Genomic DNA, 24,830 nt, shown 5'->3' with positions numbered 1-24,830 from the left:
CTACGGCACGGCCCCCTTCCGACCGGCTTCAGCTGAGGCGGCGCAGGCCCGCGGCGGCGGCGTGGAGGAAGATCGGGTCGCCGCCCAGCGCGTGTTCGCGCAGGCACGCCTCGGTGAGCTTGATGACGTGCTCGTCCCCGTGGGCCACCGCCCGCTCGGCCAGGTCGTCGCGCCCGGGTGGCGGGCCCTCGGGCAGGGGTTCGTGCGGCGAGATGCGGGAGAAGGCGCTGTGGATGGCGGCGCCCACCTGCCACAGCGCGTCGTGGGTGGGGCGGATCGCCGCCGCGGGCAGGTGGGGGACGATCGACGCGACGGCGGCGGGCGCGGTCACCGAGTGAATCCAGGTGATCGTGGCGCGGCCGCCCCGGCGCAGGAAGAGGCCCGCGAAGGCGGCGGTCAGCTCGTGGAGGGCGGCGGCCGGGTCGGCGGGCGGGCGCAGGACGGCGACGGCGTCCGGGAAGGCGGGCGCGCCGGACAGGGCCAGCATGCTGTCGACGATGAGCCCGGAGTGGTCGACGTCGTGGCCGGGCAGGGCGGCCACGGCGGCCTCCAGGGGCAGGGTGCCCGCCGCCACGGGGCGGCCGGGTAGTTCCACGTAGGCGGCGGCCCAGTAGGCGAGGGCGTGGGCCAGCTCGGCCCGCCGTACCGGATGATCGTGCTCGGCGAGGCCGCGCACGGCGTGGGCGGTGCGGATCACCCCGTGGGTGGCGGCCGCGGCGATGCCGGGCAGGAGGCGCGGCCACCAGCGGGCCAGCACGGCCTGCCAGGACGCCTCTTCCAGCTCGTTCTCGAAGTACGCCTCCCAATCGCCCACCCGATGGTGGCTGCCCAGGCCGGCACGCCAGTCGGTGATGCGGCCGCCGCGCCCGGCGGCGCCCTCCAGCTTGGGCAGGTAGGCGCCCACCCATGTGGACACGGCGTCGGCGTGGCCCAGCCGGACGAGCGCCTCCGCGGCCATGGGCCCGTGGTTGGACAGCCCGCCGCCGAACTCCGGGCCGGTGCGCGCGAGGCGTTCCAGGGCTTCGTCCAGCATATCGTCTCCTGTCTATATAGGCTTAGCCATATATAGCAATATCCCTATATGCTGTCCATCGTGGAGATCGAGATCCTGCGGGCCCTGGCCCATCCGGTGCGGTTCGGCATCGTGCGGAAGCTGGCCGAGCAGGCCGAGATCTGCGCCTGCGACTTCACCGACGACTTCGGCGTGAGCCAGCCGACGGTCTCCGCGCACCTGAAGGTGCTGCGAGAGGCGGGCATCGTGACGACCCGGCGCGACGGCAACACCATCTGCTACTCGCTGGTCCCCCGCGCGCTGGCCGGCGTGGCCGGCACCCTCGCCGAGCTGGCCGGGTCATGAGAAACCCCGCCCGGCGTCTCCGGGCGGGGTGCGTCGCGCGAGCCGTCAGCTCTGGTCGGCCTTCTTCAGCTCCTCGGCGAGCTCGGCGCGGATGGCGTCCATGTCCAGCGCGCGCACCTGGCCGATGAGGTCCTCGAGCGCCGGCGCGGGGAGTGCGCCGGGCTGGGCGTAAACGACGATGCCGTCACGGATGGCCATAATGGTCGGGATCGAGGTGATCTCGAACCCCTGCGCCAGCGCCTGCTCGGCCTCGGTGTCGATCTTGCCGAAGGTGATGTCTTCGTGCTTGCCCGACGCCTTCTCGAAGATGGGACCGAACGTACGGCACGGCCCGCACCAGGCAGCCCAGAAGTCGAGCAGGACGATCCCCTTGTCGGCGATGTCGTTGAAGTTCTTCTCGGTTACTTCGATGGTCGCCACAAGTGGCTCCTCGTATCGTCGTTGAAGTTGCTACGGTGTCAACCAATCACCGCATTCCAGCATTCCATGCCGGGCCTCGCCGCGCGGGCAGCCGGAGCCCCAGCACCGGCCGCCCGGGTTAAAACACGGGTGACCCGCCCTTTACGGACGGTAGCGGTCGCATATTTCCACATGAAAGTGGATCGAGCGTTAATTCATCTAACCTTGACCGCCGCGCACCCCGGGTATGACCACAGAATGGACTGGCTCTCCTGCGCGCACTCCGACGCCTGCACGGGTTTCTCCCACCGGCCGTTCGACCGATGCCTGTTCCACCTGACGCCCGCGCAGCGCGCCGAGGTCCTCCGGACGTTCACCCCGGGCCGCCTGATCGACCTGCGCGGCACCACGATCAACGCCGAGCTGCTGGGCCTGGTCCTGGAGGCCACCGAGCACCGGCCCGGCCGCACCCGGCTCGACCGCGCCCGCTTCACCTGCGACGCGCGCTTCTCCGGCGTGGCCTTCCTCGGCGACGTCTCGCTGGACGGCGCCCGCTTCGACCGGCTCGCCTCCTTCTTCGGCGCCCGCTTCGAAGGCAACGTCTCGCTGGCCGGGGCCCGGTTCGAGCGTGAGCTGTCCTTCCACGGCGTGCGCGTGCGCGGCCACCTCTCCCTCGACGGAGCCGTGCTCTCCCGCGACGCCCTGTTCAGCCAGGCCGTCTGCGGCCGCGGCCTGTCGTGCGAACGCACCCGGTTCGACGGGTACGCGACCTTCGACGGCGCCTCCCTCGGCGACGCCGCCGGGTTCCGCGGCGCCCGCTTCGCCCGGACCCTGTCCTTCCGCAAGGTCTCCGGCGGCGCCGGCTTCGACACCGCGCACTTCCTCGGCAACGCCTACATCTCGCTGACCGGCCGCCTGTCGGCCGCCCACGTGCGCGCCGACGCCGGACTCGACCTGTGCGTGAACGGCTCCGGCGCGGACCTGCGCCACACGGAGGTCTTCGGGCCCCTCGCGCTCCGGCTGACCGACTCCCGGGCGGACCTGGGGAACGCGGTCCTGCACAGCCCGTCGTCGATCGCCGGCCGCGGCCGCTCCGCCCTCAGCTCGCTGCGCGACGTACGGGCCCAGTCGCTGTCCATCACCGGGATGGACCTGTCCGCCTGCCGCTTCGCCGGCCTCGCCCACCCCGCCGGGCTGCGGCTGAAGGACTGCACGTTCGCCTTCACGCCCAGCGGCGTGCGCTTCGGGCTGCGCTGGCCGCCGCTGCGCTGGTTCTCCCGGCGGCGATCCCTGGCCGACGAGCACCTCTTACGCGGATGGGGCCCGCCGGGCGGCACCGCCGCCAGCGCCGAACGGCTGGCCGCCCTCTACGCGGGCCTCCAGGCCGGGCTGGACGACGCGGCCGTCGCGGGCGACTTCGCCTTCGGCGCCATGGAGATGCGCCGCAAGGCGGGCGCGAGCCGCCGCTGGCTGCTGGTGCTGTCGTGGCTCGTGTGGGGGTACGGCCTGCGGATGGGCCGGGCGGCGGCCTGGTTCGTCCTGCTGGCGGCCATCATGGCCGGGGCCGTCGTCTGGACGTCGGCCTCCCACGCCGCCCGCCGGGACCAATCCCCGGGCCCGGCCTTCTACCTGCCGTGACGGGTCAGGGCAGCTCGGCCAGCAGGCGCTCGATCGCGGCGAAGTGACGGCTGCGCCAGCCGCCGCCCATGACCCTGCGGCTGTGCTGCTGGATGGGGTCGTCCGGGTCGAAGCCCTCGTGGTCGAGGAAGACCCGGGTGCCGCGACCCTCGCCCTCCAGACGCCAGCTGACGGTCCAGTCGGCGGTCTTGCGGTCCGTCCAGCTGATCTTGAGCAGCTTCTGGTGCTCGATCTCCAGGACGCGGCAGTGGACGACGCCGTCGAAGCCGAACCTGGGCAGCGGGTCGGTGGTGAAGGTGAACGCGTGCCCGACCTCCAGCTTGAAGTCGTTGGGCATGAGCCAGCGGGCCATCAGCTCGGGCTCGGTCAGCACGCGCCAGACCTTGGCCGGCGGGTGCGGGTAGAAGTGATCGAGGTGGAGGGCGGTCAGGTCGTCAGTCATCGAAATCGTCCAGTTCGTCCAGGACCGTGCCGAGGTTGGCGAGCTTCTCGCGCCAGAAGCGTTCATAGGGGCTGAGCCAGTCGCGCAGCGCCATCAGCGGCTCCGGTTCCAGGCGGTAGCGCCGCTCCCTGCCGTGGCGGCTCTCGGCCACCAGGCCGGCGTCCTTGAGGACCTTCAGGTGTTCCGAGACGCTCGGGCGCGTCATGTCGAACCGCTCGGCCAGCCGCCCGGCGGGCTGGTCGCCTTCGTGGAGCAGGAGCTCCAGCAGGCGGCGCCGGGCCGGGCTGGCGAGAGCGGTGAACAGCGCGTCGGACATACCCCCAAGGATGTCACTCTTCGCTGACGACATAACCGTTGCCGAACGGGTCGTGGACGAGCAGCCGGCGGCCCCACGGCTGGTCGCTGGGGCCCTCCGTGGCCGCGCCGTACCCGGCCAGGCGCTCGGCCAGCGCGTCGAGGCCGGGCGCGGTGAGGATCAGGCCGCCGATCGGGGCCATCTCGGGGAACCACGAGGCCAGCAGGAGAGACGTGCCGCTCTCCGAGGGGGCCACGGTCAGCCAGCGGCCCATCGGAGCCGGGTTGTCGGTGCGCATCCGCATGCCGAGGGCGCGGGTGTAGAAGTCGAGGGCCGCGTCCTGGTCGGATACGGGGACCGTCACGGTAGAGATCTGCATGTCGGCCAGTATATGTCGGATAATTCCTACATATCAAATATCGGGGAAAACCCCGATGGGTTCCCTGACCGGCCCGTCTCTAGACTGGGCGCATGCTCATCGACGACTACGTGGCCGATCTCGGGCGGGCGCTGGCCGGTCCCGCGGGGCCCAAGCGCGACATGGTCGTCGAGGCCCGCGACAGCCTCATCGACACCGCCGACGCCTTCGAGGCGGACGGGCTGGCCCGCGAGGAGGCCGAACTGCTGGCCGTACGGGAGTTCGGGACGGTCGAGGAGATCGCGCCCGGCTACCAGAGCGAGCTGACGGCGTGCGCGGGGCGCAGGCTGGGCGGGCTGCTGTTCGTGAGCGTGCCGCTGACGGCGCTGGCCTGGGCGATGATCTGGAAGGTGTTCCCGCTCGCGCCGGAGGTGTGGGCGAGCAAGCCGGAGTGGTTCGAGGCGTGCTCGCGGGCGCTCGACCTGGTGCAGCTCGGGGTCGGGGTGGCCGGCGGGCTGGCGCTGCTCGCGCTCGGCCGCGGGGCGCGGCTGCTGCCGCGGGCCCGGGCGGTGACCAGGACGCTGGGCGGGCTGGTGCTCGCGATGCTGGTCGCCACCATGGTCCTGGGCTGGCTGCTGTCGGTCGGGGCCAAGGGGATGACCGGGTTCGCCGCCTATCCGCCGGGCGTACTGGTGACGCTGGCGACCTACGCCCTGGCCGGGATGCAGTTCTACTGCGCCGTGCGCTGCCTGCGCATCACCCGGACGGCCGTAGCACACCGCTGATCGTGGCGGTGAACTCCCGCCAGGCGGACCGCTCGCCTTCGAGCTGCCGCCTGCCGGAGTCGGTGAGCCGGTAGGTGCGGCGCTTGCGGCCGCCGACCGTCGCCCATTCGCTGACGAGGTAGCCGACGCGCTCCAGCTTGCGCAGCGCCGGGTAGACGGTGCCGGTGGGCACGCTCAGCGAGCCGCCGCTGCGTTCCTGCAGCGCCTCGATGATCGCGTAGCCGTGCAGGGGCTCGTGCTCCAGCACGGAGAGCAGCAGGGCGTCCAGATGCCCGCGGAGCGCGTCCGGGTTCATGGCCACAATCCTAGGTTCCCGTTCGTCATGTAGGCAGTCTACATGTAGGCTCTCTATATGTAGGCAGACACAACTACAACGAGATGGAAGCATCATGGAGGCACTGGACCTGGCGCGGCTGCAGTTCGCGCTGACGGGCAGCCTGCACTTCCTGTTCGTCGTGCTCACGCTGGGGCTGGCGCCGGTGGTGGCCGTCCTCAACACGCGGTGGGTGCTGTCGGGCAAGCGGCTGCACGAGGGAATGACCCGCTTCTGGGGCCAGATCTATGTGATCAACTACGCCCTGGGCATCGTGACCGGGCTGGTGATGGAGTTCCAGTTCGGGCTGTCGTGGGGCGGGCTGTCCCACTACGCCGGCGACGTCTTCGGGGCGCCGCTGGCCATGGAGACGCTGGTGGCGTTCTTCCTGGAGTCGACGTTCCTCGGCCTGTGGATCTTCGGCTGGCACCGGCTGCCCAAGTGGCTCCACCTGGCCTGCATCTGGCTCGTCACCCTGACCGCCTTCGCCAGCGCGTTCTTCATCATGGTCGCCAACTCCTTCCTGCAGAACCCGGCGGGCGCCGTCGTCAACGGCGACCGGATGGAACTGGTCGACTTCGGCGCCCTGCTCACCAACAAGACCCTGATCTTCGCGATGCCGCACGTCATCGGCGCCGCCCTGCTCACCGGCGGCATGGTCATGGCCGCGGCCAGCGCCTACCAGCTCAGGCGGCGCACCCACGAGCACGAGCTGTTCACCAAGTCGATGCGCGCCGGCGTCATCCTCGCCGTGGCCGGCGGCATGGTCGCCGTCGGCTTCGGCTACGCCCAGTTCGGCGTCATCGAGGTCGGCAAGTTCGACGGCAACCCGGGCGCGGGCACCGGCCTGGCCGTCATGATGCTCATCGGCGACCTCCTGACGTTCGTGCTGCTGTTCTTCCTGCTGCCGCTGATCCACTGGCTGCCGCGCTGGCGCTGGACCCACCCGATCGTCATGCTGCTCACGCCCCTGCCCTTCATCGCCGCCATCTGCGGCTGGGTGGCCCGCGAGATGGGCCGCCAGCCCTGGATGATCTGGCAGAAGCTCACCGTCGCCGACGCCATGTCACCCGGCCTGACCCCCGGCATGATCACCGCCTCGCTCATCGGATTCGCCGGCGTGCTCGGCCTGCTGGCCGTCGCCGACTACGTGCTCATCGCCCGCGCGGTCCGGCGCGGCACCACCGACCTGGCCCTCGGCGCCGCCCCGGCGGAGCAGCCGCGCGAGCCCGTCATGAGCGGCATCTAGGAGCCCTCCCATGGAACTGATCTGGTTCGTCATCTTCGCCGTCCTGCTGACCGGCTACTTCGCCCTCGAAGGCTTCGACCTCGGCGTCGGCCTGCTCATGTTCGGCCGCCCGCAGGAGCGCAGGGACCACATGGTCTCCTCCATGGCGCCCTTCGTGCTGGCCAACGAGGTGTGGCTGGTCGCGGTGGCCGGCACGTTGTTCGGCGTCTACCCCATGCTCGAGGGCGAGGTGCTCTTCGGGCTCTACCCCATCGTCGTGGTCATGCTGCTGGCCTGGGTGGTTCGCGACGCCGGGCTCTGGTTCCGGCGCCGCCTCGGGCGCTCCTTCTGGGACGTCATGATCAGCCTGGGCTCGCTCGGGCTGTCGGCCGGATGGGGCGTCGCGCTGTACTCGGCCGCCACCGGCTTCACCGCCTCGCCCCTCCACCCGCTCGGCCTCGCCCTCGGCCTGGTGACCACCGCGCTGTTCGCCCTCCACGGCCGGGCCTTCCTCGCCTGGCGAGAGGGCGGGAAGGCCCGCGGGTTCCTGCTCACCGGCCTGGCCGCCGCCGCGCCCGTCATCGCGCTGCTGGCCGCAGCCGCACCCCACCTCCTGGGGGCGACCGCACCCGGTTCTACGCTGAGTGTGCTGAGTTTCATGGTGTTGCCTTTCGCGCCGGTCATGGTGGGCGCGCAAGTATGGGTCTGGCGAACCTTCCGGCGAGCCGCCCCTGCCCCGTCATTCTTCTAGAGGACCTTCGTGCACAAGGATCTCCTGCGCCTCATGCGGGCCGAGCAGTCGGTACGCCGGCACCTGGCCGTCACCCTGGTCGCCGCCGTCCTTGCCGGGCTGCTCGTGCTCGTCCAGGCCGAGCTGCTGGCCGGAGTGTTGTCCGGCCGGTTCACCCTGGCCGCGCTCGGCGTGCTGGCGCTGGTCGTCGGACTGCGGGCGCTGCTCGGGTGGAGCCAGGGCGTCTTCGCCGGCCGTACCGCGACCGGGGTGAAGTCCGCGCTGCGCGAGCGGCTGCTCGGACGGCTGCAGGAGATGGGACCCGCGCGCCTGGCCGGCCGTCGCTCCGGCGAGCTCGTCACGCTGGCCGGGCGCGGGCTCGACCGGCTCGACCCCTACCTGACCGGCTACCTGCCCGCGATGGCGGTGGCCGCCGTGGTGCCGCTGGCCGTGCTCGTCCGGCTGTTCGCCGCCGACCTGGCCAGCGCCGTGATCGTGCTGGTCACGCTGCCGCTCATCCCGATCTTCGGGGCGCTGGTCGGCATGCACACCAAGGCCGCCACCGAGCGCCAGTTCCACGCCCTGGCCCGGCTCGGCGGGCACTTCCTCGACGTGGTGCGCGGGCTGCCCACGCTGCGTGCCTTCGGCCGCGCCCGCTACCAGGCGAACGTCATCCGGCAGGTCGCCGACGCCCACCGGGGCGCCACCATGCGGACGCTGCGGGTGGCGTTCCTGTCGTCGCTGGTGCTGGAGCTGTGCGCGTCGCTGTCCCTGGCGCTCGTGGCCGTCCCGGTCGGCCTGCGGCTGCTCGGCGGCACCCTCGACCTCACCACGGCGCTGCTGGTCCTGCTGCTGGCGCCCGAGGCGTACCTGCCGCTGCGGATGATGGGGACCCGCTTCCACGCCTCCATGGAGGGGGTCGCCGCCGCCGACGCCGCCTTCGCCGTCCTCGACGAGAAGGCGTCCCCCGCGCCCGCGCGGGCGGCGGCCCGGCCCGGCGCGCGGCCGCCCGAGATCCGGCTGGAGAACGTCACCGTGCGCTACCCGGGCCGCGAGGACGCCGCGCTGGAGGACGTCTCGCTGGTCATCGCGCCCGGCGAGCGGGTCGCGCTCGTGGGCGAGAGCGGGGGCGGCAAGAGCACGCTGCTGCACCTGGTGCTCGGCTTCGTCACCCCCTCCTCCGGCCGCGTGCTGGTGGACGGCAGGGAGCCGAGCCCCGGTGCCGAGCTGGCGTTCGTGCCGCAGCGCCCGCACCTGTTCGCCGCCTCCGTCGCCGAGAACATCCGCCTCGGCGCGCCCGGCGCCCCCCTCGCAGAGGTACGGCGGGCCGCCGCGGCCGCCCACGCCGGGGACTTCATCGAGGCGCTGCCCGAGGGCTACGACACCCAGGTCGGCGAGCGGGGCGCGAACTTCTCCGCCGGGCAGCGCCAGCGCATCGCCCTGGCCCGCGCCTTCTGCCGCCCCGGGGCCACGGTGCTGCTGCTCGACGAGCCGACCGCCCGGCTGGACGGGCGCAGCGAGGCCGCGGTCGTGGCGGCCACCGCCGCCCTGGCCGAGGGGCGCACCGCGGTCATCGTCGCGCATCGGCCCGCCATGATCGAGCTGGCCGACCGGGTGATCCGCATCCACGGCGGCCGGGTGGTCGCCGACACCGCCGGATCTCCGGGAGACGGCGAGAGAGCGGCGGGATCGGCGGGTTCAGTGGGCTCGGCGGATTCGGCGGACTCGGCGGGTTCAGCGGACTCGGCGGACGCGACTGTGAGGGAGGCCCGGTGAACCGGCGGATGGGGCTGCGCCTGGTGTGGGCGGTGCTGGCCGGGGCCGCGGCCGAGCTGGCCGGGCTGGGCCTGATCGCCGCCGCCGCGTGGCTGATCACGCGTGCCGCCGAGCAGCCGTCGCTGGCCGCGCTGAGCGTGGCGATCGTGGGCGTGCGCGCCTTCGCCACCAGCCGGGGCGTCTTCCGCTACGCCGAGCGGCTGACCGGCCACGACGTGGCGCTGCGGGCCCAGGCGCAGACCAGGGAGCGGCTCTACGACGCGCTGATCCCGCCGCAGCGCCCGCGGCACGGCGGGGCCGACCTGCTCAGCCGCATGGTGGACGACACCGAGGCCGTCCAGGACCTGCTGGTGCGCTGTTTCCTTCCCGCCGCGGCGGCGCTGGTCACCGGTGTGGCGGCGGTGGTGATCGCGCTGACGGTGGCGCCGCTGGCCGCGCTGGTGCTGCTGGCCGGGCTGCTGGTGGCCGGTCTGGCGCTCCCGGCGGGCACGGCGGCGGCGGCCCGCAGGTGGTCGGCCCGGCTGGCCCCGGCCAGGGCGGCGCTGGCCGAGCGGGTGGCCGACCTGGTGCACGGCGCGGCCGACCTGGCCGCCTACGGCGCGGGCGAGCGGGCGCTGGCCAAGGCGATGGACGCCGACGCCGACCTGGCCGCTCTCGAACGCCGGCAGGCCCGCGTGCACGCGAGCTCGCTGGGCGTCGGCACGCTGGTGCAGGGGCTCACGGTGGTGGCGATCGTGCTGGTGGCCCAGGCGGCCGGCGCGGACACGGTGGCGACGGCGGTGCTGGCGCTGACGGCGCTGGTGTCGTTCGAGCCGGTGCTGCCGCTGGCCGCGGCGGGCGAGCGCCTGGCGGGCATCACGGGGGCGCTGCGCCGCCTGCGCGAGGTGCGCGCCGCGGCGCCGGCCGTCACCGAGCCCGCGCGACCGGCCGCGCTCCCCGCCGGGCCGCTGACGGTCGAGGTCGAGGACCTCGTCGTACGGCACGCGCCCGGCGCCCCTCCGGCGGTGGACGGGATCTCGTTCACGCTGGAACCCGGCAAGCGCCTGGCCCTGGTGGGCCCGAGCGGGGCGGGCAAGAGCACGGTGCTGGCGGCGCTCATGCGGCTGCTGGAGCCGGAGTCCGGCCGGGTGCGCGTCAACGGCGCCGACCTGAAGGAGCTGGACTCCGACCAGGTCAGGACGCTGATGACCGGCCTGACCCAGGATCCGTACATCTTCCAGGCCCCCCTGCGCGACAACCTGCGCCTGGCCGGCCCCGGCGCCTCCGACGACGACCTGGCGCGAGCCGTACGCGAGGCCCGGCTGGAGACGTGGGTGGAGCGGACCGGCTGGGACGCCGAGCTCGGCGAGGACGGCAGGACGGTCTCCGGCGGCCAGCTCCAGCGCCTGTCGCTGGCCCGCGCGCTGCTGTACGACCCGCAGGTGCTGCTGCTGGACGAGCCGGCCGAGGCGCTGGACGAGGAGACGGCCGACGCCCTGATGAGCGACCTGCTGGACGTCACCCACGATCGCACCACGCTCCTGGTCACGCATCGGCTGAAGGGCCTGGAGCAGGTGGACGAGATCATCGTCCTGGAGCACGGCCGGGCGATCCAGCGTGGCAGCCACGACGAGCTGGTCGCGGTGCCCGGTTACTACCGCGATCTGTGGCAGTCGGAGGCCCTCACCCGCCGTTGACGTCCCCTTGGCAGGGAGTTTGCTTCGCAAACCACTCTGGTTTATAGTTCAAACCAGTTTGGATGAGCGAGGAGTTGGCATGGTGGACGACGAGGCCCCCGCGAGCCCGGAGGAGACGCTCCGGCTGATCGAGCGGCAACACGCGGCGACGTTGCGGCTGCTGATCCCCAATCCGCTGCTGGTGTACCTGCCGTGGGGCGTGGCCTGGCTGGCCGGCTTCGGCGTGCTCTTCCTGGGCGCCGGCGTCAGCGGCAAGGGCGGCCCGCTGCCGATCACCTGGCAGACCGGCCTGGCCGTGCTCTGGGGCACCCAGCTCATCGCGCTGGTGCTCATGACCATGGCCATCTTCCGCTCCGGCTCGATGGTCAGGGGCTCCAGCGGGCACCGCGGCGCCATGTACGGCATCACCTGGATGCTGGCCATGGTCGCCGTCGGCGTCCTCGGCACCCGCTTCGTCCTCCAGCTTCCGCCCGAGGAGGCCGGCCCGTACTACACCGGCTCCTACATGCTCGCCGTCGGCATCATGTACGCCGCGGGCGGCGCCGTCTTCGGCGAGTGGGCCCTGTTCGTGCTCGGCGCCTGGGTTCTGGCGGTCGACGTGGTCGGCGTCTCTCTCGGCGGCGGCCTGATCTACCTGCTGATGGCCGTGCTCGGCGGCGGCGGCGTCATCGTCACCGGTCTCCTGCTGTGGTGGCGGCGGCGCCGGTGACCCCCGAGCTCGACCCCGTGATCCACGCCCAGGCCAGGCTCAAGGTCGTGGCGACGCTCAACGCGCTGCCCCCTGGCGACCGGCTGGCCTTCCCCGGGCTGAAGGACCTGCTCGGCATGACCGCGGGCAACCTGTCGGTGCACCTCACCAAGCTCGAGGAAGCCGGCTACGTGGAGATCGTCAAGACCCACAAGGGCCGCACGCCGGTCACCTACGTCGCGCTGACCAAACTCGGCCGCGCGGCCTTCGACGAATACACCAAGGCGATCCGCGCCCTGCTCGACAACGCTGGAGGCACCACATGAGCGTCCTGGCCAGGACCATCGACGTCACCCGCCGCTACGGCGGCGTGCTCGCGCTGGACCGCGTCTCGATCGAGATCCGCCCCGGCGAGCTGGTCGGCCTGCTCGGGCCCAACGGCGCCGGCAAGTCCACGCTGATCAACCTCTTCGTCGGCCTGCGCCGCCCGACCTCCGGCACGGTCGAGCTGCTCGGCGGCTCCCCCGCCGACCCCGTGGCACGGCGCGGCATCGGCGTCACCCCGCAGGAGACCGGCCTGCCCGAGGCCCTGCGCGTGGGCGAGATCGTCGGCTTCGTCACCCGCCACTACCCGAAGGCCCTGGCCAAGGGCGAACTCCTGGAGCGCTTCGGCCTCACCGGGCTGGAGCGCCGCCAGGTGGGCGGGCTGTCCGGCGGCCAGAAGCGCCGCCTGGCCGTGGCGCTGGCCTTCGCCGGCCGGCCGCGCATGGTCTTCCTCGACGAACCCACCACCGGGCTGGACGTCGAGGCCCGCCGTACCCTCTGGGAGGGCATCCGCGCCTTTCACGACGAGGGCGGCACCGTGCTGCTGACCAGCCACTACCTGGAGGAGGTCGAGGCGCTGGCGCAGCGCGTCGTCGTCGTGGGCGGCGGGCGGGTGCTGGCCGACGACACCGTGCGGGCGGTGCGCGAGATGGTCGGCGTCCACAAGATCTCGCTGGTGGCGCCGCTGCTGCCGGAGCTGCCCGGCGTCCTGTCCGCCGAGCGGGAGGGCGAGCGGACGCATCTGGTCACCCATGATCCCGACCGGCTCGTGGTGGCGCTGGTCACCAGCGGGGCCCCGTTCTCCGGGCTGGAGATCCGCCCGACCTCCCTGGAGGAGGCGTTCCTCACCCTGACCGCCCAGACCCCTGGCGCAGCCTGAGGAGGCGAGCGATGTCCAGCCTGACCCTGGCCCACACCCGTTACCTGATGATCGAGCAGTTGCGGGTCCCCATCGGCCTGGTGGCCAGCGCCTTCTTCCCCGCGGTCAGCATGCTGGCCTTCGTGATCCCCTTCGCCGGGGACGACCCGGCCGCCGCCACCCGCGCCACCGGCTCCATGATGCTCCTGGGCGCGCTGTCCTCGGCCGTGATCTCCTTGTCGATCACGGTCTCGCAGGACCGCGAGCAGCCGTGGAACCCCTACCTGCGCACGCTGCCGGCAGGGCCGCTGCCCCGCTTCGCCGGGCGCATCCTGTCGTCCCTGGCCGGCATGTGGTTGTCGGTGATCCCCGTGGTGGTGATCGCGCTGGCGTTCAGCGAGGCCCGGCTCACCCCGGCCACCCTGGGACTGGCCCTGCTGACGCTCGTGGCGGCCTCGCTGCCCTTCATGCTGCTCGGCCTGTTCGTCGGCTTCATGATGTCGTCGAAGGCGGCGATCGCGGTCTCCCAGGTGGCCTTCTTCCCCCTGGCCATCCTGGGCGGAATCCTGCTGCCGATCCAGGCGATGCCCGGCTTCGTCCAGACCCTCTCGCTCTACCTGCCCAGCCGGGGCAGCGGCGAGCTGATGTGGTGGGCCATCGCCGGGATATCGCCCGACCCCGTCGCGCTGGCGTCCCTGGCCGTCTGGACCGTGGTCATCGCCGCCCTCGCCGTCTGGGCCTACCGGCGCGACGAGGGCCGTCGCTTCTCCTGACGGTACGGCGGGCGGAAACGGGGGCACCGCCCGCCCGGCCGTACCAACGGGTGGGGTGCGCCGCCGAGTCCGCAGCGATCTCGACGGCGCACCCGTCCGTGAGGGGGCTCTATTTCTTCTCTTCGAGAGTAACGGTCGCTTCGCTCTGCGTCCCGCCCCTCATATATGTGATCTTGACCTGTTGGCCCGGTTTGAAACCTCTGACCTGTCCGACCACAGTATCTCCACCATCGACGGCCTTGTCGCCGATCCTGGTGATGAGGTCGCCTTCTTTCAGTCCGGCCTTGGCGGCGGGGCTGCCGGCGGTCACCTGGCGCACCAGCGCCCCGGGCACGTCGCCGGTGGCGTCGGTCACGCTCACCCCCAGGAAGGCATGCCGTACCTTGCCGTCGGTGCTCAGCTGGTCGGCGACCTGCTTGGCGGTGTTCACCGGGATGGCGAAGCCGAGGCCGATGCTGCCGTTGCTGCCGTTGGTGGCGATCGCGGTGTTGATGCCGACGAGCTGACCGGCCGCGTTCACCAGCGCGCCGCCGGAGTTGCCGGAGTTGATCGAGGCGTCGGTCTGGATGGCGCCGCCGATCGTGGCGGGCGGCGCGGAGTCCTGGCCCTGGCCCTGGCCCCAGCCGGGCGGCATCTGCTGCTGCTCGCCGCCGACGTTCAGCGTGCGGTCGAGTGCGCTGACGATGCCGGAGGTGACGGTGCCGTCGAGGCCGAGCGGGCTGCCGATCGCGAGTACGGCGTCGCCGACCTTCAGCTGGTCGCTGTCACCGAGCTCGGCCGGAACCAGGCCGGAGACGCCCTCGGCGCGGATCACGGCCAGGTCCGTGGACGGGTCGGTGCCCACGACGGTGGCCTTGGCGGTCTTGCCGTCGCTGAACTTGACCGACAGCTCGCCGCCCTGGCCGTTGGCGGCGACGACGTGGTTGTTGGTGAGGATGAGGCCGTCCTTGGACAGCACGACCCCCGAGCCGCCGGCCTGGCGGCCCTGGATCATGACGACCGACGGCTGCACCTTGGTGGCCACGTCGGCGATGGTCATCGCGTTGGCGGCCGGCTTGAACGACGGGCTCGGCGCCGACTGCACGATCTGCGGCGCCTGGAAGGCGTTGGCGATGGCCGCCCCCGCGACGCCCCCGCCCAGCGCCATGGCCGCCAGGGCGAGTCCGGCGATTGCCTTCTGCCCCCCGGTGAATCCCGTCTTCTTCCCCTCCGCCGGCGGCGGGGGCGGTGGGGCCAGGATCGCCGTGTCCTGCTGGGGGAAGCCCCCGGCGGCCGGCGGCTTGGCGCCGAACTGGGTCCAGCCCTGCTCGCGAGGCTCGTTCGCGTCCATCGTCATCTCCCTGAAGTCCCGATGACTCAAGGGTGCCAACTCCGCTGTTAAGGCAGGTTAAGGCCGTGATCGGGAGATCGGGAACGGGCTGACGCGGGCTTTATCGGCGCTGGTCGGGCAGGTACCCGGAGGGGGCATTGCCAGGGAATTTTCAGCTTTTCGCGGGCCGGTATTCGTCGCGGAGCAATCGTTTGTAGAGCTTGCCGGTGGGGTGGCGGGGCAACTCCGCGCGGAAGTCCACGGATCTGGGGCACTTGTAGTGGGCGAGGCGGTCGCGGCAGTAGGCGATGAGCTCGGCCGCCAGCCCCGGTCCGGCGTCCTCCGGGGAGACCGGCTGCACCACGGCCTTGACCTGCTCCCCCATCTCCTCGTCCGGGATGCCGAAGACGGCCACGTCGGCCACCTTGGGGTGCATGGACAGGATGTTCTCCGCCTCCTGCGGATAGATGTTCACCCCGCCCGAGATGATCATGTAGGAGCGGCGGTCGGTGAGGTAGAGGTAGCCGTCCTCGTCCAGGTAGCCGATGTCGCCGAGCGTGGTCCAGCCGCGTCCCCGCGGATCCCCGGCGGCGGCGGTCTTGCCCGGGTCGCCGTGGTACTCGAACCTCGGGCCGTCGGCGAAGTAGACGGTGCCGTGCTCGCCGGGCGGCAGATCGTTGCCCTCCTCGTCGCAGATGTGCACCGTGCCCAGCAGCGAACGGCCCACCGTGCCCTTGTGCGCCAGCCAGTCCTGCGAGCCGACGTAGAGGAACCCGTTGCCCTCGGTGCCCGCGTAGTACTCGTGGACGATCGGCCCCCACCACTCGATCATCCGCTCCTTGACCGGCACCGGGCAGGGGGCGGCGGCGTGGATGGCGCAGGTCAGGCTGGAGACGTCGGGCTTGAGCCGGTCCTCCTCCGGCAGCTTGAGCATTTTGATGAACATGCTCGGCACCAGCTGGGTGTGCGTGACCCGGTACTTCTCCACCAGTTCCAGGTAGCGAACCGGCTCGAACCTCTCCATCACCACGATCGTCGCGCCGAGCCGCTGGAAGGTCATGCAGTAGCGCAGCGGCGCCGCGTGGTAGAGCGGGGCGGGCGAGAGGTAGACGCTGTCGTTCCCCGGCGCGAACAGGAACGAGACCAGCTTGAACAACGCCCCCGGCTCCTCCAGCGCGACATGGGAGAGCCTGGACTTGACGCCCTTGGGCCGGCCCGTGGTGCCGGAGGAGTAGAGCATGTCGGCGCCCTGCGACTCGTCCGCGATCGGCGTGTACGGCTGGGCCGCGACGGCCTCCTCGTAGGAGTCGAAGCCGTCGGCCACGCCGTCCAGCATGAGGCGCAGCCGTACCCGCGGGGTTCTCGCGGTGATCGCCCCGGCGACGCCGGCCAGTTCGGCGGCGGTGATGAAGACCTGCGCTTCACAGTTGTCGATGATGTAGGCCAGTTCGTCGGCCTGCAGCCGGGAGCTGACGGCCGTGTAGTAGAGCCCCGACCGATGGGCCGCCCAGGCCACGGCCATGAAGAGGGGGTGGTTGGGCAGCATGAAGGCGATGTGGTCGCCCGGTCTGAGCCCGGCGGAGCGGAACAGATGGGCCAGCCGGTTCGACTCCTCGTCCAGGCGGCGGTAGGTGACGACCTCCCCGGAGCCCGCCATGATCACAGCGGGCTTGTCGGGGGTGACTGCTGCGATGGCTCCCGGATGCATAACCGAACGATATTCGGTTAGCTGTGCGCCCGGAAGGGCCTGATGACGTAGGCCGTGCCGGTGCTGGAGCGCTGCCAGGCGCGCTCGAAGGCGGCGCGCGGGTACACGGCGCGCACGCCGCGGGCGGCCGGATCGTTGACGACGACGTCGCCGTCGCGGGTGAACCCGGTGATCACCATGAGGTGACCGCCGGAGGCGTAGCCGAGCTCCTCACGGGTGAAGGCCAGCGAGGCCGCCACCGGCGTCTCCGCCGCGATCAGCGCCTCGGCCTCGGCCAGCGAGCGCAGCCGGGTCACATGGGCGTCCAGCCCGAACGTCCCTGCGTAGGCGGTGTTGAAGGCCCAGTTGCCGGTGCCGCGGTAGGCCCTGTCGTAGACGTGCCGGGCCGCGTGGTCGACCGCCGGATCGGGGTCCCCGGGCGGCGCCCAGGTCATCTCCTCCGGCCGCGGCCCCTTCTTCCAGTAGGCCAGGATCATGGCGGTGGCGGTCGGGCTGCACCACGCCCTGCCGCCGTGGCCGGCGTGGGCCAGTTGCGACTTGCGTGGCACCGCCAGCTCACGCCCCCACGCCACACCGCCGCGCGCCCGCGCCCCGCCGGGCCGCGAGGCGACCGCGCCCAGCGTGCTCACTCGGGGCGGCGGTGCTCCCGGTCTGCGGTAGAGGGAGACTCGGAGCCGGTAGGCGGTGACCGTGCGCCGGGCCCGGAAGACGTCCACCGCGACGCTGCCCCGGTCGCCGGCCTGGCCGGGCACGCTGGTCCGCACGCCGGCGTACGACCAGCGGCCCATGGTGTACCACGGCGATCCGGGCACCCGCAGGTCCACCCGGATCCAGGTGCCGGGCGGGGTCTCGGCGGTCCACGACGGCACGATCTCGGTGGCGGCGAAGCCGATGCGCCGCAGGGGCCCGGTCCAGCGGGCCACCTCCCACGCGCCCTCACGGGTGAAGGTCGCGGCGGTCACGGGAGCCTCACGCCGGTAGGCGACCTGCCCCTCCCCCGCCATCCCCTGTCCCGGCATCGCCAGAAATATCGTGATCAGAATGCGCATGCCGTGATAGGTCGCCCGGTCCGGGCATGGAGCAACCCGGGATTTCGTCCGGGTACGGCGAAGCCGCGACCCCGTTCTCCGGGATCGCGGCTCCGTGAAGCGGGGACTACTGGGCCGGGATGACCGCGCCCTCGTACTTGCTCTTGATGAACTCCTTGACCTTCGGGTCCTGCAGCAGCTTGCCCAGGGTCACGACGTTGGCGTCCTTCTCGTGCCCGGTCTGCACGACGAGCCCGTTGACGTACGGGTTGCCCTCGGTCTTCTCCAGCACCAGCGCCTGCGAGGCCGGCTTCAGGCCCGCCTCGATGGCGTAGTTGCCGTTGATGACGGCGGCGTCGACGTCGCCGAGCGCGCGCGGCAGCAGCGGAGCCTCCAGCGGCTTGAAGGTCAGCTTCTTCGGGTTGCCGGTGACGTCACGCTCGGTCGCGGCGGTGCCCACACCGTCCTTCAGCGTGATCAGGCCGTTGTCGGCGAGCAGCTTGAGCGCGCGGCCGAGGTTGGTGGCGTCGTTCGGCACCGCCACGGTCGCCTCGTTCGGCAGCGCCGCCACGTCCGTGAGCTTCTTGGAGTACAGGCCCAGCGGCTCCAGGTGCACCGGGGTGACGAAGCTCAGCTTGGTGCCCTTCGACTTGTTGAAGTCGTCCAGGTACGGCTTGTGCTGGAAGAAGTTGGCGCCGAGCTGGCCCTCGTTCAGCTGCACGTTGGGCTGCACGTAGTCGGTGAACTCCACCACTTCGAGGTTCAGCCCGGCCTGCTTGGCCAGGTTGTCCTTCACGAAGGTGAGGATCTCCCCGTGCGGCACCGGGCTGGCGCCCACCTTCAGCACGGTGTCGGCCGACTCGGCGGCCGGCTTGGCGGAGCCGGTCGCGGACTGCGACGTTCCGCATGCGGCGAGCAACAGGGACAGAGCGGCGACGCCCGCGAGAGCACGAATCTTCATGGTGTGGTTCCTTTACTTGTGTGACAGGCGCCGGGCGACGAGGTCGCCGAGGCTCTGGATGAGCTGCACGATCACGATGAGCACCACGACCGTGGCGATCATGACGGGCACCTCGAAGCGTTGGTAGCCGTAGCGCACGGCCAGGTCGCCGAGGCCGCCGCCGCCGATGGTCCCGGCCATGGCCGAGTACCCGATCAGCGCGACCACGGTGACGGTGATCCCCGCGATGATCCCGGGCAGCGCCTCGGGCAGCAGGACCTTCCTGACGATCGTCAGCCGCCCGGCGCCCATGGCCTGGGCCGCCTGGACGACGTCGCCGCCCACCTCGCGCAGCGAGGTCTCGACCAGCCGGGCGAAGAACGGCACCGCGCCCACGGTCAGCGGCACCACCACGGCCGTGGTGCCGATGCTGGTGCCCACGACGAACTGGGTGAACGGAATGATCGCGATCATCAGCACGATGAACGGCAGCGACCGCCCGACGTTGACGACGACCCCGAGGACGCTCTTGAGCGCGGGCAGCGGCTTGAGTCCCCCGCGGTCGAAGGCGACCAGCGCGACGCCGAGCGGCAGGCCGAGCAGCACGGTGAACACCGTGGACAGCCCCACCATGGCCGCGGTCTGCCCGGTGCCCTCCCACAGCAGCGGGGCGATCTCGTCCCAGGTCACGATGCCACCTCCACCAGCAGTCCCTTGTCACGCAGGTAGTCCAGGGCAGGGGCGGGGTCGCCCGAGAACGTCACGCGCAGCCGTCCGACCCGCGAGCCGGCGAGATCCTCGATCGCGCCGCCGAGCACGTTCACGTCGGTGTCGAACTTGCGCACGACCTCCGAGATGACGGGCTCGTCCGCGTGGCCGGTGAACGTCAGCGTGATGTCGCCCGGCGCCGGGGCGGGCAGCGGGAAGATCTCGCGGGTGAGCCGGGCGCCCGGGGTGCGGATGAGCTCGGCGATGGTCCCGGACTCCTCGATCCGGCCGCCGGACATGATGGCGACCGAGTCGCAGACCGCCTTCACCACGTTCATCTCGTGGGTGATGAGCAGGATGGTCAGGCCGAGCTCGCGGTTGAGCCGCTTGAGCAGGTCCAGGATGGAGGCGGTGGTGGCCGGGTCGAGCGCCGAGGTGGCCTCGTCCGACAGCAGCACCGAGGGGTTGCCGGCCAGCGCGCGGGCGATGCCGACCCGCTGCTTCTGCCCGCCGGACAGTTGGTTCGGCCGGTCCCCGCCGCGTCCGCCGAGCCCGACCAGGTCGAGCAGCTCGGCCACGCGTCGCTCGCGCTCGGCCCTGGCGACCCCCATGACCTCCAGGGGAAAGGCCACGTTGCCGGCCACCGTACGCGAGGACAGCAGGGCGAAGTGCTGGTGGATCATGCCGATGCGCTGGCGGGCCTGGTTGAGCTCGCGGTCGCCGAGCCGGGTGAGGACCTGGCCGTCCACCGTCACGGTGCCGGCGCCGGGCCGCTCCAGAAGGTTGACGCAGCGCAGCAGCGTGCTCTTGCCGGCGCCGCTCTGGCCGAGCACGCCGAAGATCTCGCCCCTGCGCACGTGCAGGTCGACGCCGTCGAGCGCGACGGTGTCACCGTACTGCTTGCGCAGGCCGGAAGCCTGGATCACGAAATTTCCCCATCAAGCGGAGTTGCCGACAACAAGCGGTGAGCGGGGGAAGGGCTAGCGCGTGCCGGGGTGGAAGGGCAGGTGGCTGAGCCTGCGCAGCACGTAGCTGGGTGCGATCATGTGGGTTTCGACCTTCATGGAGAACGGGGCGGGCGGTTTCGCTCAGCGGGCCTGACAGGCCATCGCCGGCATTCGGCGCATGCCGCGGCACATGACGGCGCCCATGGCGGTCATGTCGTTCGCATATGCCTCGTTCACGCTGGTGACAACGACCCCTTTACTACGCCCTATTCCCGACATTTCCTGTGATGTGACTCACGGCTCCCCGCGTCCTCCCGAACACCAGCACCGCCAGCGCACTGACCAGCGCGACCGCCGCCGCCACCGCCAGAGGTACGGCGAAGCCGCCCGTAGCCTCCCGCAGCCGCCCGGTCACCATCGGCCCGAAGATCGCCCCGATGTGCGCCAGCGAGTTCACCAGCGCGATCCCCGCCGCCGCCGCGCGCCCGGACAACATCAGCGTCGGCAGGGTGTAGGTCACCGGCACCATCGCATGCCCGCCCACGGCCGCCAGCGTCAACGCCCCCAGTACGAGCAAGGGCTGCTGCTGCACCACCGCGGCCAGCGCGAACCCCATGGCGCACAGCAGCGCGGGCAACGCCACATGCCAGATCCGCTCCCCCGACCGATCCGAGTGCCGCCCCCAATACACCATGGCCACGGCCGCGAAGCCGTACGGAATGGCGGACGTCAGCCCGACCGCGGTCGCCCCCGCCTCCGGCCAGAGCTGAGCGATCATCTGCGGCAGGAAGAGGCTGAGCAGATAGGCCGCGTGAACGGTCCCGGAAGCCACCACGGCGATCAGCAGCACCGGCGTGCTGACCAGCGTGCGCCGGACCGCCACCGCCGGCGGCGCCTCGGCCGCCAGCTCCACGGTCAGCAGCTCGCTCTCCCGCTGCGTCAGCCACCGCGCGTTGACCGGCCGGTCCGGCAGCACCCGCCACACCACCACGCCCAGCACCACCGCCGGCAGCCCCTCGACCACGAACATCGCCTGCCACCCGGCGTGCTCCACCAGCCACCCGGACAGGGGATTGGCGATCAGGAACGACACCGGGATCCCCGCCATGAGCAACGCGATGATCCGCGCTCGCTCCCGCTGCGGAAACCAGTACGTGAAGTACAGGATGATCCCCGGATAGAACCCCGCCTCGGCCAGCCCCAGCAGGAACCTCACCAGATAGAGCCCCTGAGGACTGCCGACCAGCGCCGTCGCCGCTGACAGAAGCCCCCAGGTAACCATGATCCGGGCAATCCACACCCGCGCCCCCACCCGGTGCAGGATGAGGTTGCTGGGCACCTCGAACACCACGTACCCCACGAAGAACGCCGCCGCCGCCAGCCCGAACCCCGCCGGCCCGAGCCCGAGGTCCGCGCCCATCGTGAGCTGGGCCATGCCGATGTTGGTCCGGTCGACGAAGCAGATGACGTAACAGGCGACGATCAGGGGCAGGATGCGACGGCGGGCCTTGGCGAGCGCAGTGTCCACGGAAGTCCTCTACCTGGGGAGATCACCGACAGTGACTTACCCGGTACTGCGGTAGGGATCACGCGGCGGCCCCCGCCTTTCGGCGAACTCCGCCTTGATGGCCGCCATCCGCGGCCCGGGCGCGTAGAAACGCCCTCTTGGGGTACGGCGCAGCCACCGGTTGACGAAGACCTCGTACAGGGCGGATACGACACGAGGGTTGAGGCCGTCCACCTGTTCTTCCAGGAGCGCCCAGACCTCCTCCGCCTCACGCAGCCGCTGAGCCTGCGTGTGGTGGGCCCGCAGGCAGAATCGGACCCAGGGCAGGGTGCTGCCGTGCGGGCTCCACCACTTCCGGCCGACCTCGCCGAGAACGGCGTAGTACTCGCGTTGAGCAGACCTACGTCGTAGATGAGCCTCCCGGCCTCTGGCGGCCGGCACCGGGCGGCACCTGTGCCAGGTCCTGCCGCATGTCCTCGAGGTCCCGCAGCACGGCGATTCGTCCGCATAAAGCTGCCCCGCCGTACCAGATCCAGCTGGCACGGCGGGGCAGGCGCGGGAGGCGTCAGGCAGCCGCGGAGGCGGCGACCTTGGCCGGGGTGAGGGCGATGTCCAGGACCTCGCGCACGTCGCCGACCGCGTGGATGGTCAGCTCGTCGCGGATCTCCTTGGGCAGGTCGTCCAGGTCGGGCTCGTTGCGGGCCGGGATGAGCACCGTGGTGATGCCGGCCCGGTGGGCCGCGAGGAGCTTCTGCTTGACGCCGCCGATCGGCAGGACCCGCCCGGTGAGGGAGATCTCGCCGGTCATCGCGACGTCGTTGCGGACCAGGCGCCCGGACAGGAGCGAGGCCAGGGCCGTCGTCAGCGTGACGCCCGCGGACGGGCCGTCCTTCGGGACGGCGCCGGCCGGGAAGTGCACGTGGATCGAGCGGTCCTTCAGGGCGGTGACGGGGAGTTCGAGTTCGGCGCCGTGGCTCCTCAGGTAGGACAGGGCGATCCTGGCCGATTCCTTCATCACGTCGCCGAGCTGGCCGGTCAGGGTCAGGCCGGTGTCGCCGGTCTCGGGGTCGGCCAGGGACGCCTCGACGTAGAGGACGTCGCCGCCGGCTCCGGTGACCGCCAGTCCGGTGGCCACGCCGGGCACCGAGGTGCGCTGCTTGGACTCCGGCAGGGACGACTCGGGGACGAAGCGCGGGCGGCCGAGGTAGTCGACGAGGGACTCCGCGGTGACCGTCACCGGCACCTCGTCCTTCGCGGCCACCTTGCGGATGACCCGGCCCACCGAGCGCTCCAGGGAGCGGACGCCGGCCTCGCGGGTGTACTCGGCGGCCAGGCGGCGCAGCGCGCCCTCCTCGAAGGTGATCTCCTCGGTCTCGAAGCCGGCCTGCTTCAGCTGCTTGGGCAGCAGGTGGTCGCGGGCGATGGCGAGCTTCTCGTCCTCGGTGTAGCCGTCGAGCGTGACGACCTCCATGCGGTCGAGCAGCGGCCCCGGGATGGCTTCCAGGACGTTGGCCGTGGCCAGGAAGAGCACGTCGGACAGGTCCAGCTCGACCTCGAGGTAGTGGTCGCGGAAGGTGTGGTTCTGCGCCGGGTCCAGGACCTCGAGCAGGGCGGCGGTCGGGTCGCCGCGGTAGTCGGCGCCGACCTTGTCCACCTCGTCGAGCAGGACGACCGGGTTCATCGAGCCGGCCTCGCGGATCGCGCGGACGATGCGGCCGGGCAGCGCGCCGACGTAGGTGCGCCGGTGGCCGCGGATCTCCGCCTCGTCCCGCACGCCGCCGAGGGCGACGCGGACGAACTTGCGGCCCATCGCGCGGGCCACCGACTCGCCGAGCGAGGTCTTGCCGACTCCGGGAGGACCGGCCAGGGCGAGTACGGCTCCGCTGCGCCGGCCGCCCACCACGCCGAGGCCCTTGTCCTGGCGGCGCTTGCGCACGGCCAGGTGCTCGATGATGCGGTCCTTGACGTCGTCGAGGCCGGTGTGGTCGGTGTCCAGCACCTCGCGGGCGCCGGAGATGTCGTAGGTGTCCTCGGTCCTGGTGCTCCAGGGGATGTCCAGGACGGTGTCCAGCCAGGTGCGGATCCAGCCGGTCTCGGGCGACTGGTCGGAGGTGCGCTCGAGCTTGTCGACCTCCTTGAGGGCGGCCTCGCGCACCTTGTCGGGCAGGTCGGCGGCCTCGACGCGGGCGCGGTAGTCCTCCTCCTCGCTCTCGGCGGAGTCGCCCTTGAGCTCGCGCAGCTCCTTCTGGACGGCGGCCAGCTGCTGGCGGAGCAGGAACTCGCGCTGCTGCTTCTCCATGCCCTCCTGGACGTCCTTGCGGATCGTCTCGGCCACGTCGAGCTCGGCCAGGTGCTCGCGCGACCACTCGACCAGCTTGTCCAGCCGGTCGGCCGGGTCGGGCGACTCCAGCAGCTCGACCTTCTGGGCGGTGCTCAGCCAGGGGGTGTAGCCGGAGCTGTCGGCCAGCACGGAGGGGTCGTCGATCTGGTTGACCTGGTCGACGACCTGCCAGGCGCCGCGCTTCTGCAGGATGGTCGTGGCCAGCGCCTTGTACTCCCGGGCCAGTTCCTGGGCGCGCTCGCCGGCCTCCACGCGGTCCACGGTGTGCGCCTCGACCCACAACGCCGCGCCGGGGCCGGTGGTGCCGGTGCCCACGCGCACCCGGTTCACGCCGCGCACGACCGCCGCGGGCTCGCCGCCGGGCAGGCGTCCGACCTGCTCGACAACCGCCTGCACGCCGATCGCGCCGTATCGGCCGTCGATCCGGGGAACGAGAAGGACCCGCGGCTTGTTGCCACCGGATGCCTGGGCCGCGTCGATGGCAGCCCGCACCTCGGAGTCGGACAGGTCCAGCGGTACCACCATTCCGGGCAGGACGACCTCGTCGTCCAGCGGAAGCACCGGAAGGATCAGGCTCTCACTCATGCGAACTCCAAAGGGTTGAGTTATACGGACTCAATTCATTGGAGCCCGTGAATGTTCCCAAGCTTGCCGGTGTTCGCTCACGGCGATCGTAATCATGTAAGTCACCCTTGAGAGTG

Annotated in this window: 26 protein-coding genes; 11 read left to right on the top strand and 15 right to left on the bottom strand. The window is 71.6% G+C overall.

All coding sequences use genetic code 11. The annotated features are described in order from the left end of the window. Positions 1-28: 28 nt before the first annotated feature. On the bottom strand, positions 29-1,033 hold the full coding sequence (locus FVE25_RS05575; protein WP_157245249.1) for a questin oxidase family protein: 1,005 nt from the start codon (positions 1,031-1,033) through the stop codon (positions 29-31). Between the two features lie 60 nt (positions 1,034-1,093). On the opposite strand from FVE25_RS05575, the gene FVE25_RS05570 reads away from it, so the two are divergent. Continuing rightward, positions 1,094-1,357: an ArsR/SmtB family transcription factor gene (locus FVE25_RS05570; protein WP_246266629.1), complete on the top strand. Its 264-nt coding sequence runs from the start codon at positions 1,094-1,096 to the stop codon at positions 1,355-1,357. A 45-nt stretch (positions 1,358-1,402) separates the two neighbouring features. Here the strand turns inward: FVE25_RS05570 and FVE25_RS05565 are convergent, their stop codons facing one another. Then, positions 1,403-1,777, bottom strand: a complete 375-nt coding sequence (locus tag FVE25_RS05565; protein ID WP_157245247.1) for a thioredoxin family protein — start codon at positions 1,775-1,777, stop codon at positions 1,403-1,405. A 237-nt stretch (positions 1,778-2,014) separates the two neighbouring features. Between FVE25_RS05565 and FVE25_RS05560 the strand changes: the two genes are divergently transcribed. Next, positions 2,015-3,394, top strand: a complete 1,380-nt coding sequence (locus tag FVE25_RS05560; RefSeq protein ID WP_157245246.1) for a pentapeptide repeat-containing protein — start codon at positions 2,015-2,017, stop codon at positions 3,392-3,394. A 4-nt stretch (positions 3,395-3,398) separates the two neighbouring features. On the opposite strand, the gene FVE25_RS05555 is transcribed toward FVE25_RS05560, so the two are convergent. Genes FVE25_RS05555 through FVE25_RS05545 form a run of 3 tightly spaced genes read right to left on the bottom strand, consistent with a single transcriptional unit; the run spans position 3,399 to position 4,510 of the window. Continuing rightward, complete coding sequence (locus tag FVE25_RS05555) at positions 3,399-3,836, bottom strand: SRPBCC family protein (protein WP_181019454.1); 438 nt, start codon at positions 3,834-3,836, stop codon at positions 3,399-3,401. Continuing rightward, complete coding sequence (locus FVE25_RS05550; RefSeq protein WP_157245245.1) at positions 3,829-4,152, bottom strand: ArsR/SmtB family transcription factor; 324 nt, start codon at positions 4,150-4,152, stop codon at positions 3,829-3,831. The genes FVE25_RS05555 and FVE25_RS05550 overlap by 8 nt, the downstream gene beginning before the upstream one ends. Before the next feature lie 13 nt (positions 4,153-4,165). Then, positions 4,166-4,510, bottom strand: a complete 345-nt coding sequence (locus FVE25_RS05545) for a VOC family protein (RefSeq protein ID WP_157245244.1) — start codon at positions 4,508-4,510, stop codon at positions 4,166-4,168. A gap of 92 nt (positions 4,511-4,602) precedes the next feature. Between FVE25_RS05545 and FVE25_RS05540 the strand changes: the two genes are divergently transcribed. Beyond that, entirely contained in the window at positions 4,603-5,274 is a 672-nt protein-coding gene (locus tag FVE25_RS05540) for a permease prefix domain 1-containing protein (protein ID WP_157245243.1), read from the top strand. On the opposite strand, the gene FVE25_RS05535 is transcribed toward FVE25_RS05540, so the two are convergent. Beyond that, positions 5,246-5,569: a PadR family transcriptional regulator gene (locus FVE25_RS05535; protein WP_157245242.1), complete on the bottom strand. Its 324-nt coding sequence runs from the start codon at positions 5,567-5,569 to the stop codon at positions 5,246-5,248. The genes FVE25_RS05540 and FVE25_RS05535 overlap by 29 nt on opposite strands. Positions 5,570-5,663: 94 nt before the next feature. Between FVE25_RS05535 and FVE25_RS05530 the strand changes: the two genes are divergently transcribed. The 8 genes from FVE25_RS05530 to FVE25_RS05495 all read left to right on the top strand — a co-directional run bounded on the left by FVE25_RS05530 (position 5,664) and on the right by FVE25_RS05495 (position 13,641). Next, positions 5,664-6,836 carry a cytochrome ubiquinol oxidase subunit I gene (locus FVE25_RS05530; RefSeq protein WP_157245241.1) on the top strand — a complete coding sequence of 391 codons (1,173 nt, stop codon included), beginning with the start codon at positions 5,664-5,666 and terminating at the stop codon, positions 6,834-6,836. Between the two features lie 10 nt (positions 6,837-6,846). Continuing rightward, positions 6,847-7,566 (top strand): cytochrome d ubiquinol oxidase subunit II, encoded by a 720-nt coding sequence (locus FVE25_RS05525; RefSeq protein ID WP_157245240.1) that lies wholly within the window; start codon positions 6,847-6,849, stop codon positions 7,564-7,566. Between the two features lie 9 nt (positions 7,567-7,575). Beyond that, the gene (gene cydD / locus FVE25_RS05520) at positions 7,576-9,321 is read left to right on the top strand and encodes a thiol reductant ABC exporter subunit CydD (RefSeq protein WP_181019453.1); all 1,746 of its coding nucleotides are present in this window, start codon (positions 7,576-7,578) and stop codon (positions 9,319-9,321) included. Further along, positions 9,318-10,997 (top strand): thiol reductant ABC exporter subunit CydC, encoded by a 1,680-nt coding sequence (gene cydC / locus FVE25_RS05515; protein ID WP_246266627.1) that lies wholly within the window; start codon positions 9,318-9,320, stop codon positions 10,995-10,997. Before cydD ends, cydC begins: the two co-directional genes overlap by 4 nt. Before the next feature lie 79 nt (positions 10,998-11,076). Continuing rightward, complete coding sequence (locus tag FVE25_RS05510; protein WP_157245239.1) at positions 11,077-11,706, top strand: hypothetical protein; 630 nt, start codon at positions 11,077-11,079, stop codon at positions 11,704-11,706. Continuing rightward, on the top strand, positions 11,688-12,011 hold the full coding sequence (locus tag FVE25_RS05505; protein WP_157245238.1) for a winged helix-turn-helix domain-containing protein: 324 nt from the start codon (positions 11,688-11,690) through the stop codon (positions 12,009-12,011). The genes FVE25_RS05510 and FVE25_RS05505 overlap by 19 nt, the downstream gene beginning before the upstream one ends. Then, positions 12,008-12,889, top strand: coding sequence for an ABC transporter ATP-binding protein (locus FVE25_RS05500; protein ID WP_157245237.1), 882 nt, complete (start codon positions 12,008-12,010; stop codon positions 12,887-12,889). The genes FVE25_RS05505 and FVE25_RS05500 overlap by 4 nt, the downstream gene beginning before the upstream one ends. Before the next feature lie 11 nt (positions 12,890-12,900). After that, a complete protein-coding gene (locus tag FVE25_RS05495; RefSeq protein ID WP_157245236.1) occupies positions 12,901-13,641 on the top strand; it encodes an ABC transporter permease in 741 nt (246 codons plus the stop codon). Positions 13,642-13,750: 109 nt separating this feature from the next. On the opposite strand, the gene FVE25_RS05490 is transcribed toward FVE25_RS05495, so the two are convergent. The 9 genes from FVE25_RS05490 to lon form a co-directional block, all read right to left on the bottom strand. Beyond that, entirely contained in the window at positions 13,751-14,971 is a 1,221-nt protein-coding gene (locus FVE25_RS05490) for a S1C family serine protease (RefSeq protein ID WP_157245235.1), read from the bottom strand. Positions 14,972-15,122: 151 nt separating this feature from the next. After that, a complete protein-coding gene (locus FVE25_RS05485) occupies positions 15,123-16,658 on the bottom strand; it encodes an AMP-binding protein (RefSeq protein ID WP_157245234.1) in 1,536 nt (511 codons plus the stop codon). A 17-nt stretch (positions 16,659-16,675) separates the two neighbouring features. Further along, complete coding sequence (locus FVE25_RS05480) at positions 16,676-17,707, bottom strand: C39 family peptidase (RefSeq protein ID WP_157245233.1); 1,032 nt, start codon at positions 17,705-17,707, stop codon at positions 16,676-16,678. 106 nt (positions 17,708-17,813) lie between these two features. After that, a complete protein-coding gene (locus FVE25_RS05475) occupies positions 17,814-18,647 on the bottom strand; it encodes a MetQ/NlpA family ABC transporter substrate-binding protein (protein WP_157245232.1) in 834 nt (277 codons plus the stop codon). Positions 18,648-18,659: 12 nt separating this feature from the next. Further along, positions 18,660-19,316, bottom strand: coding sequence for a methionine ABC transporter permease (locus FVE25_RS05470; protein WP_181019452.1), 657 nt, complete (start codon positions 19,314-19,316; stop codon positions 18,660-18,662). Beyond that, a complete protein-coding gene (locus tag FVE25_RS05465; protein ID WP_157245231.1) occupies positions 19,313-20,260 on the bottom strand; it encodes a methionine ABC transporter ATP-binding protein in 948 nt (315 codons plus the stop codon). Before FVE25_RS05465 ends, FVE25_RS05470 begins: the two co-directional genes overlap by 4 nt. A 280-nt stretch (positions 20,261-20,540) precedes the next feature. After that, positions 20,541-21,809 carry an MFS transporter gene (locus tag FVE25_RS05460; protein ID WP_219825311.1) on the bottom strand — a complete coding sequence of 423 codons (1,269 nt, stop codon included), beginning with the start codon at positions 21,807-21,809 and terminating at the stop codon, positions 20,541-20,543. Positions 21,810-21,845: 36 nt separating this feature from the next. Beyond that, entirely contained in the window at positions 21,846-22,229 is a 384-nt protein-coding gene (locus tag FVE25_RS05455; protein ID WP_181019451.1) for a hypothetical protein, read from the bottom strand. 124 nt (positions 22,230-22,353) lie between these two features. Beyond that, positions 22,354-24,714, bottom strand: a complete 2,361-nt coding sequence (gene lon / locus FVE25_RS05450; protein ID WP_157245230.1) for an endopeptidase La — start codon at positions 24,712-24,714, stop codon at positions 22,354-22,356. Between the last annotated feature and the right edge of the window lie 116 nt (positions 24,715-24,830).

This window comes from Nonomuraea typhae (genome assembly GCF_009760925.1).
Classification (GTDB): Bacteria; Actinomycetota; Actinomycetes; order Streptosporangiales; family Streptosporangiaceae; genus Nonomuraea; species Nonomuraea typhae.
Note: the sequence above shows the minus strand (reverse complement) of the source record. Positions and strands in the feature narration are given on the sequence as shown.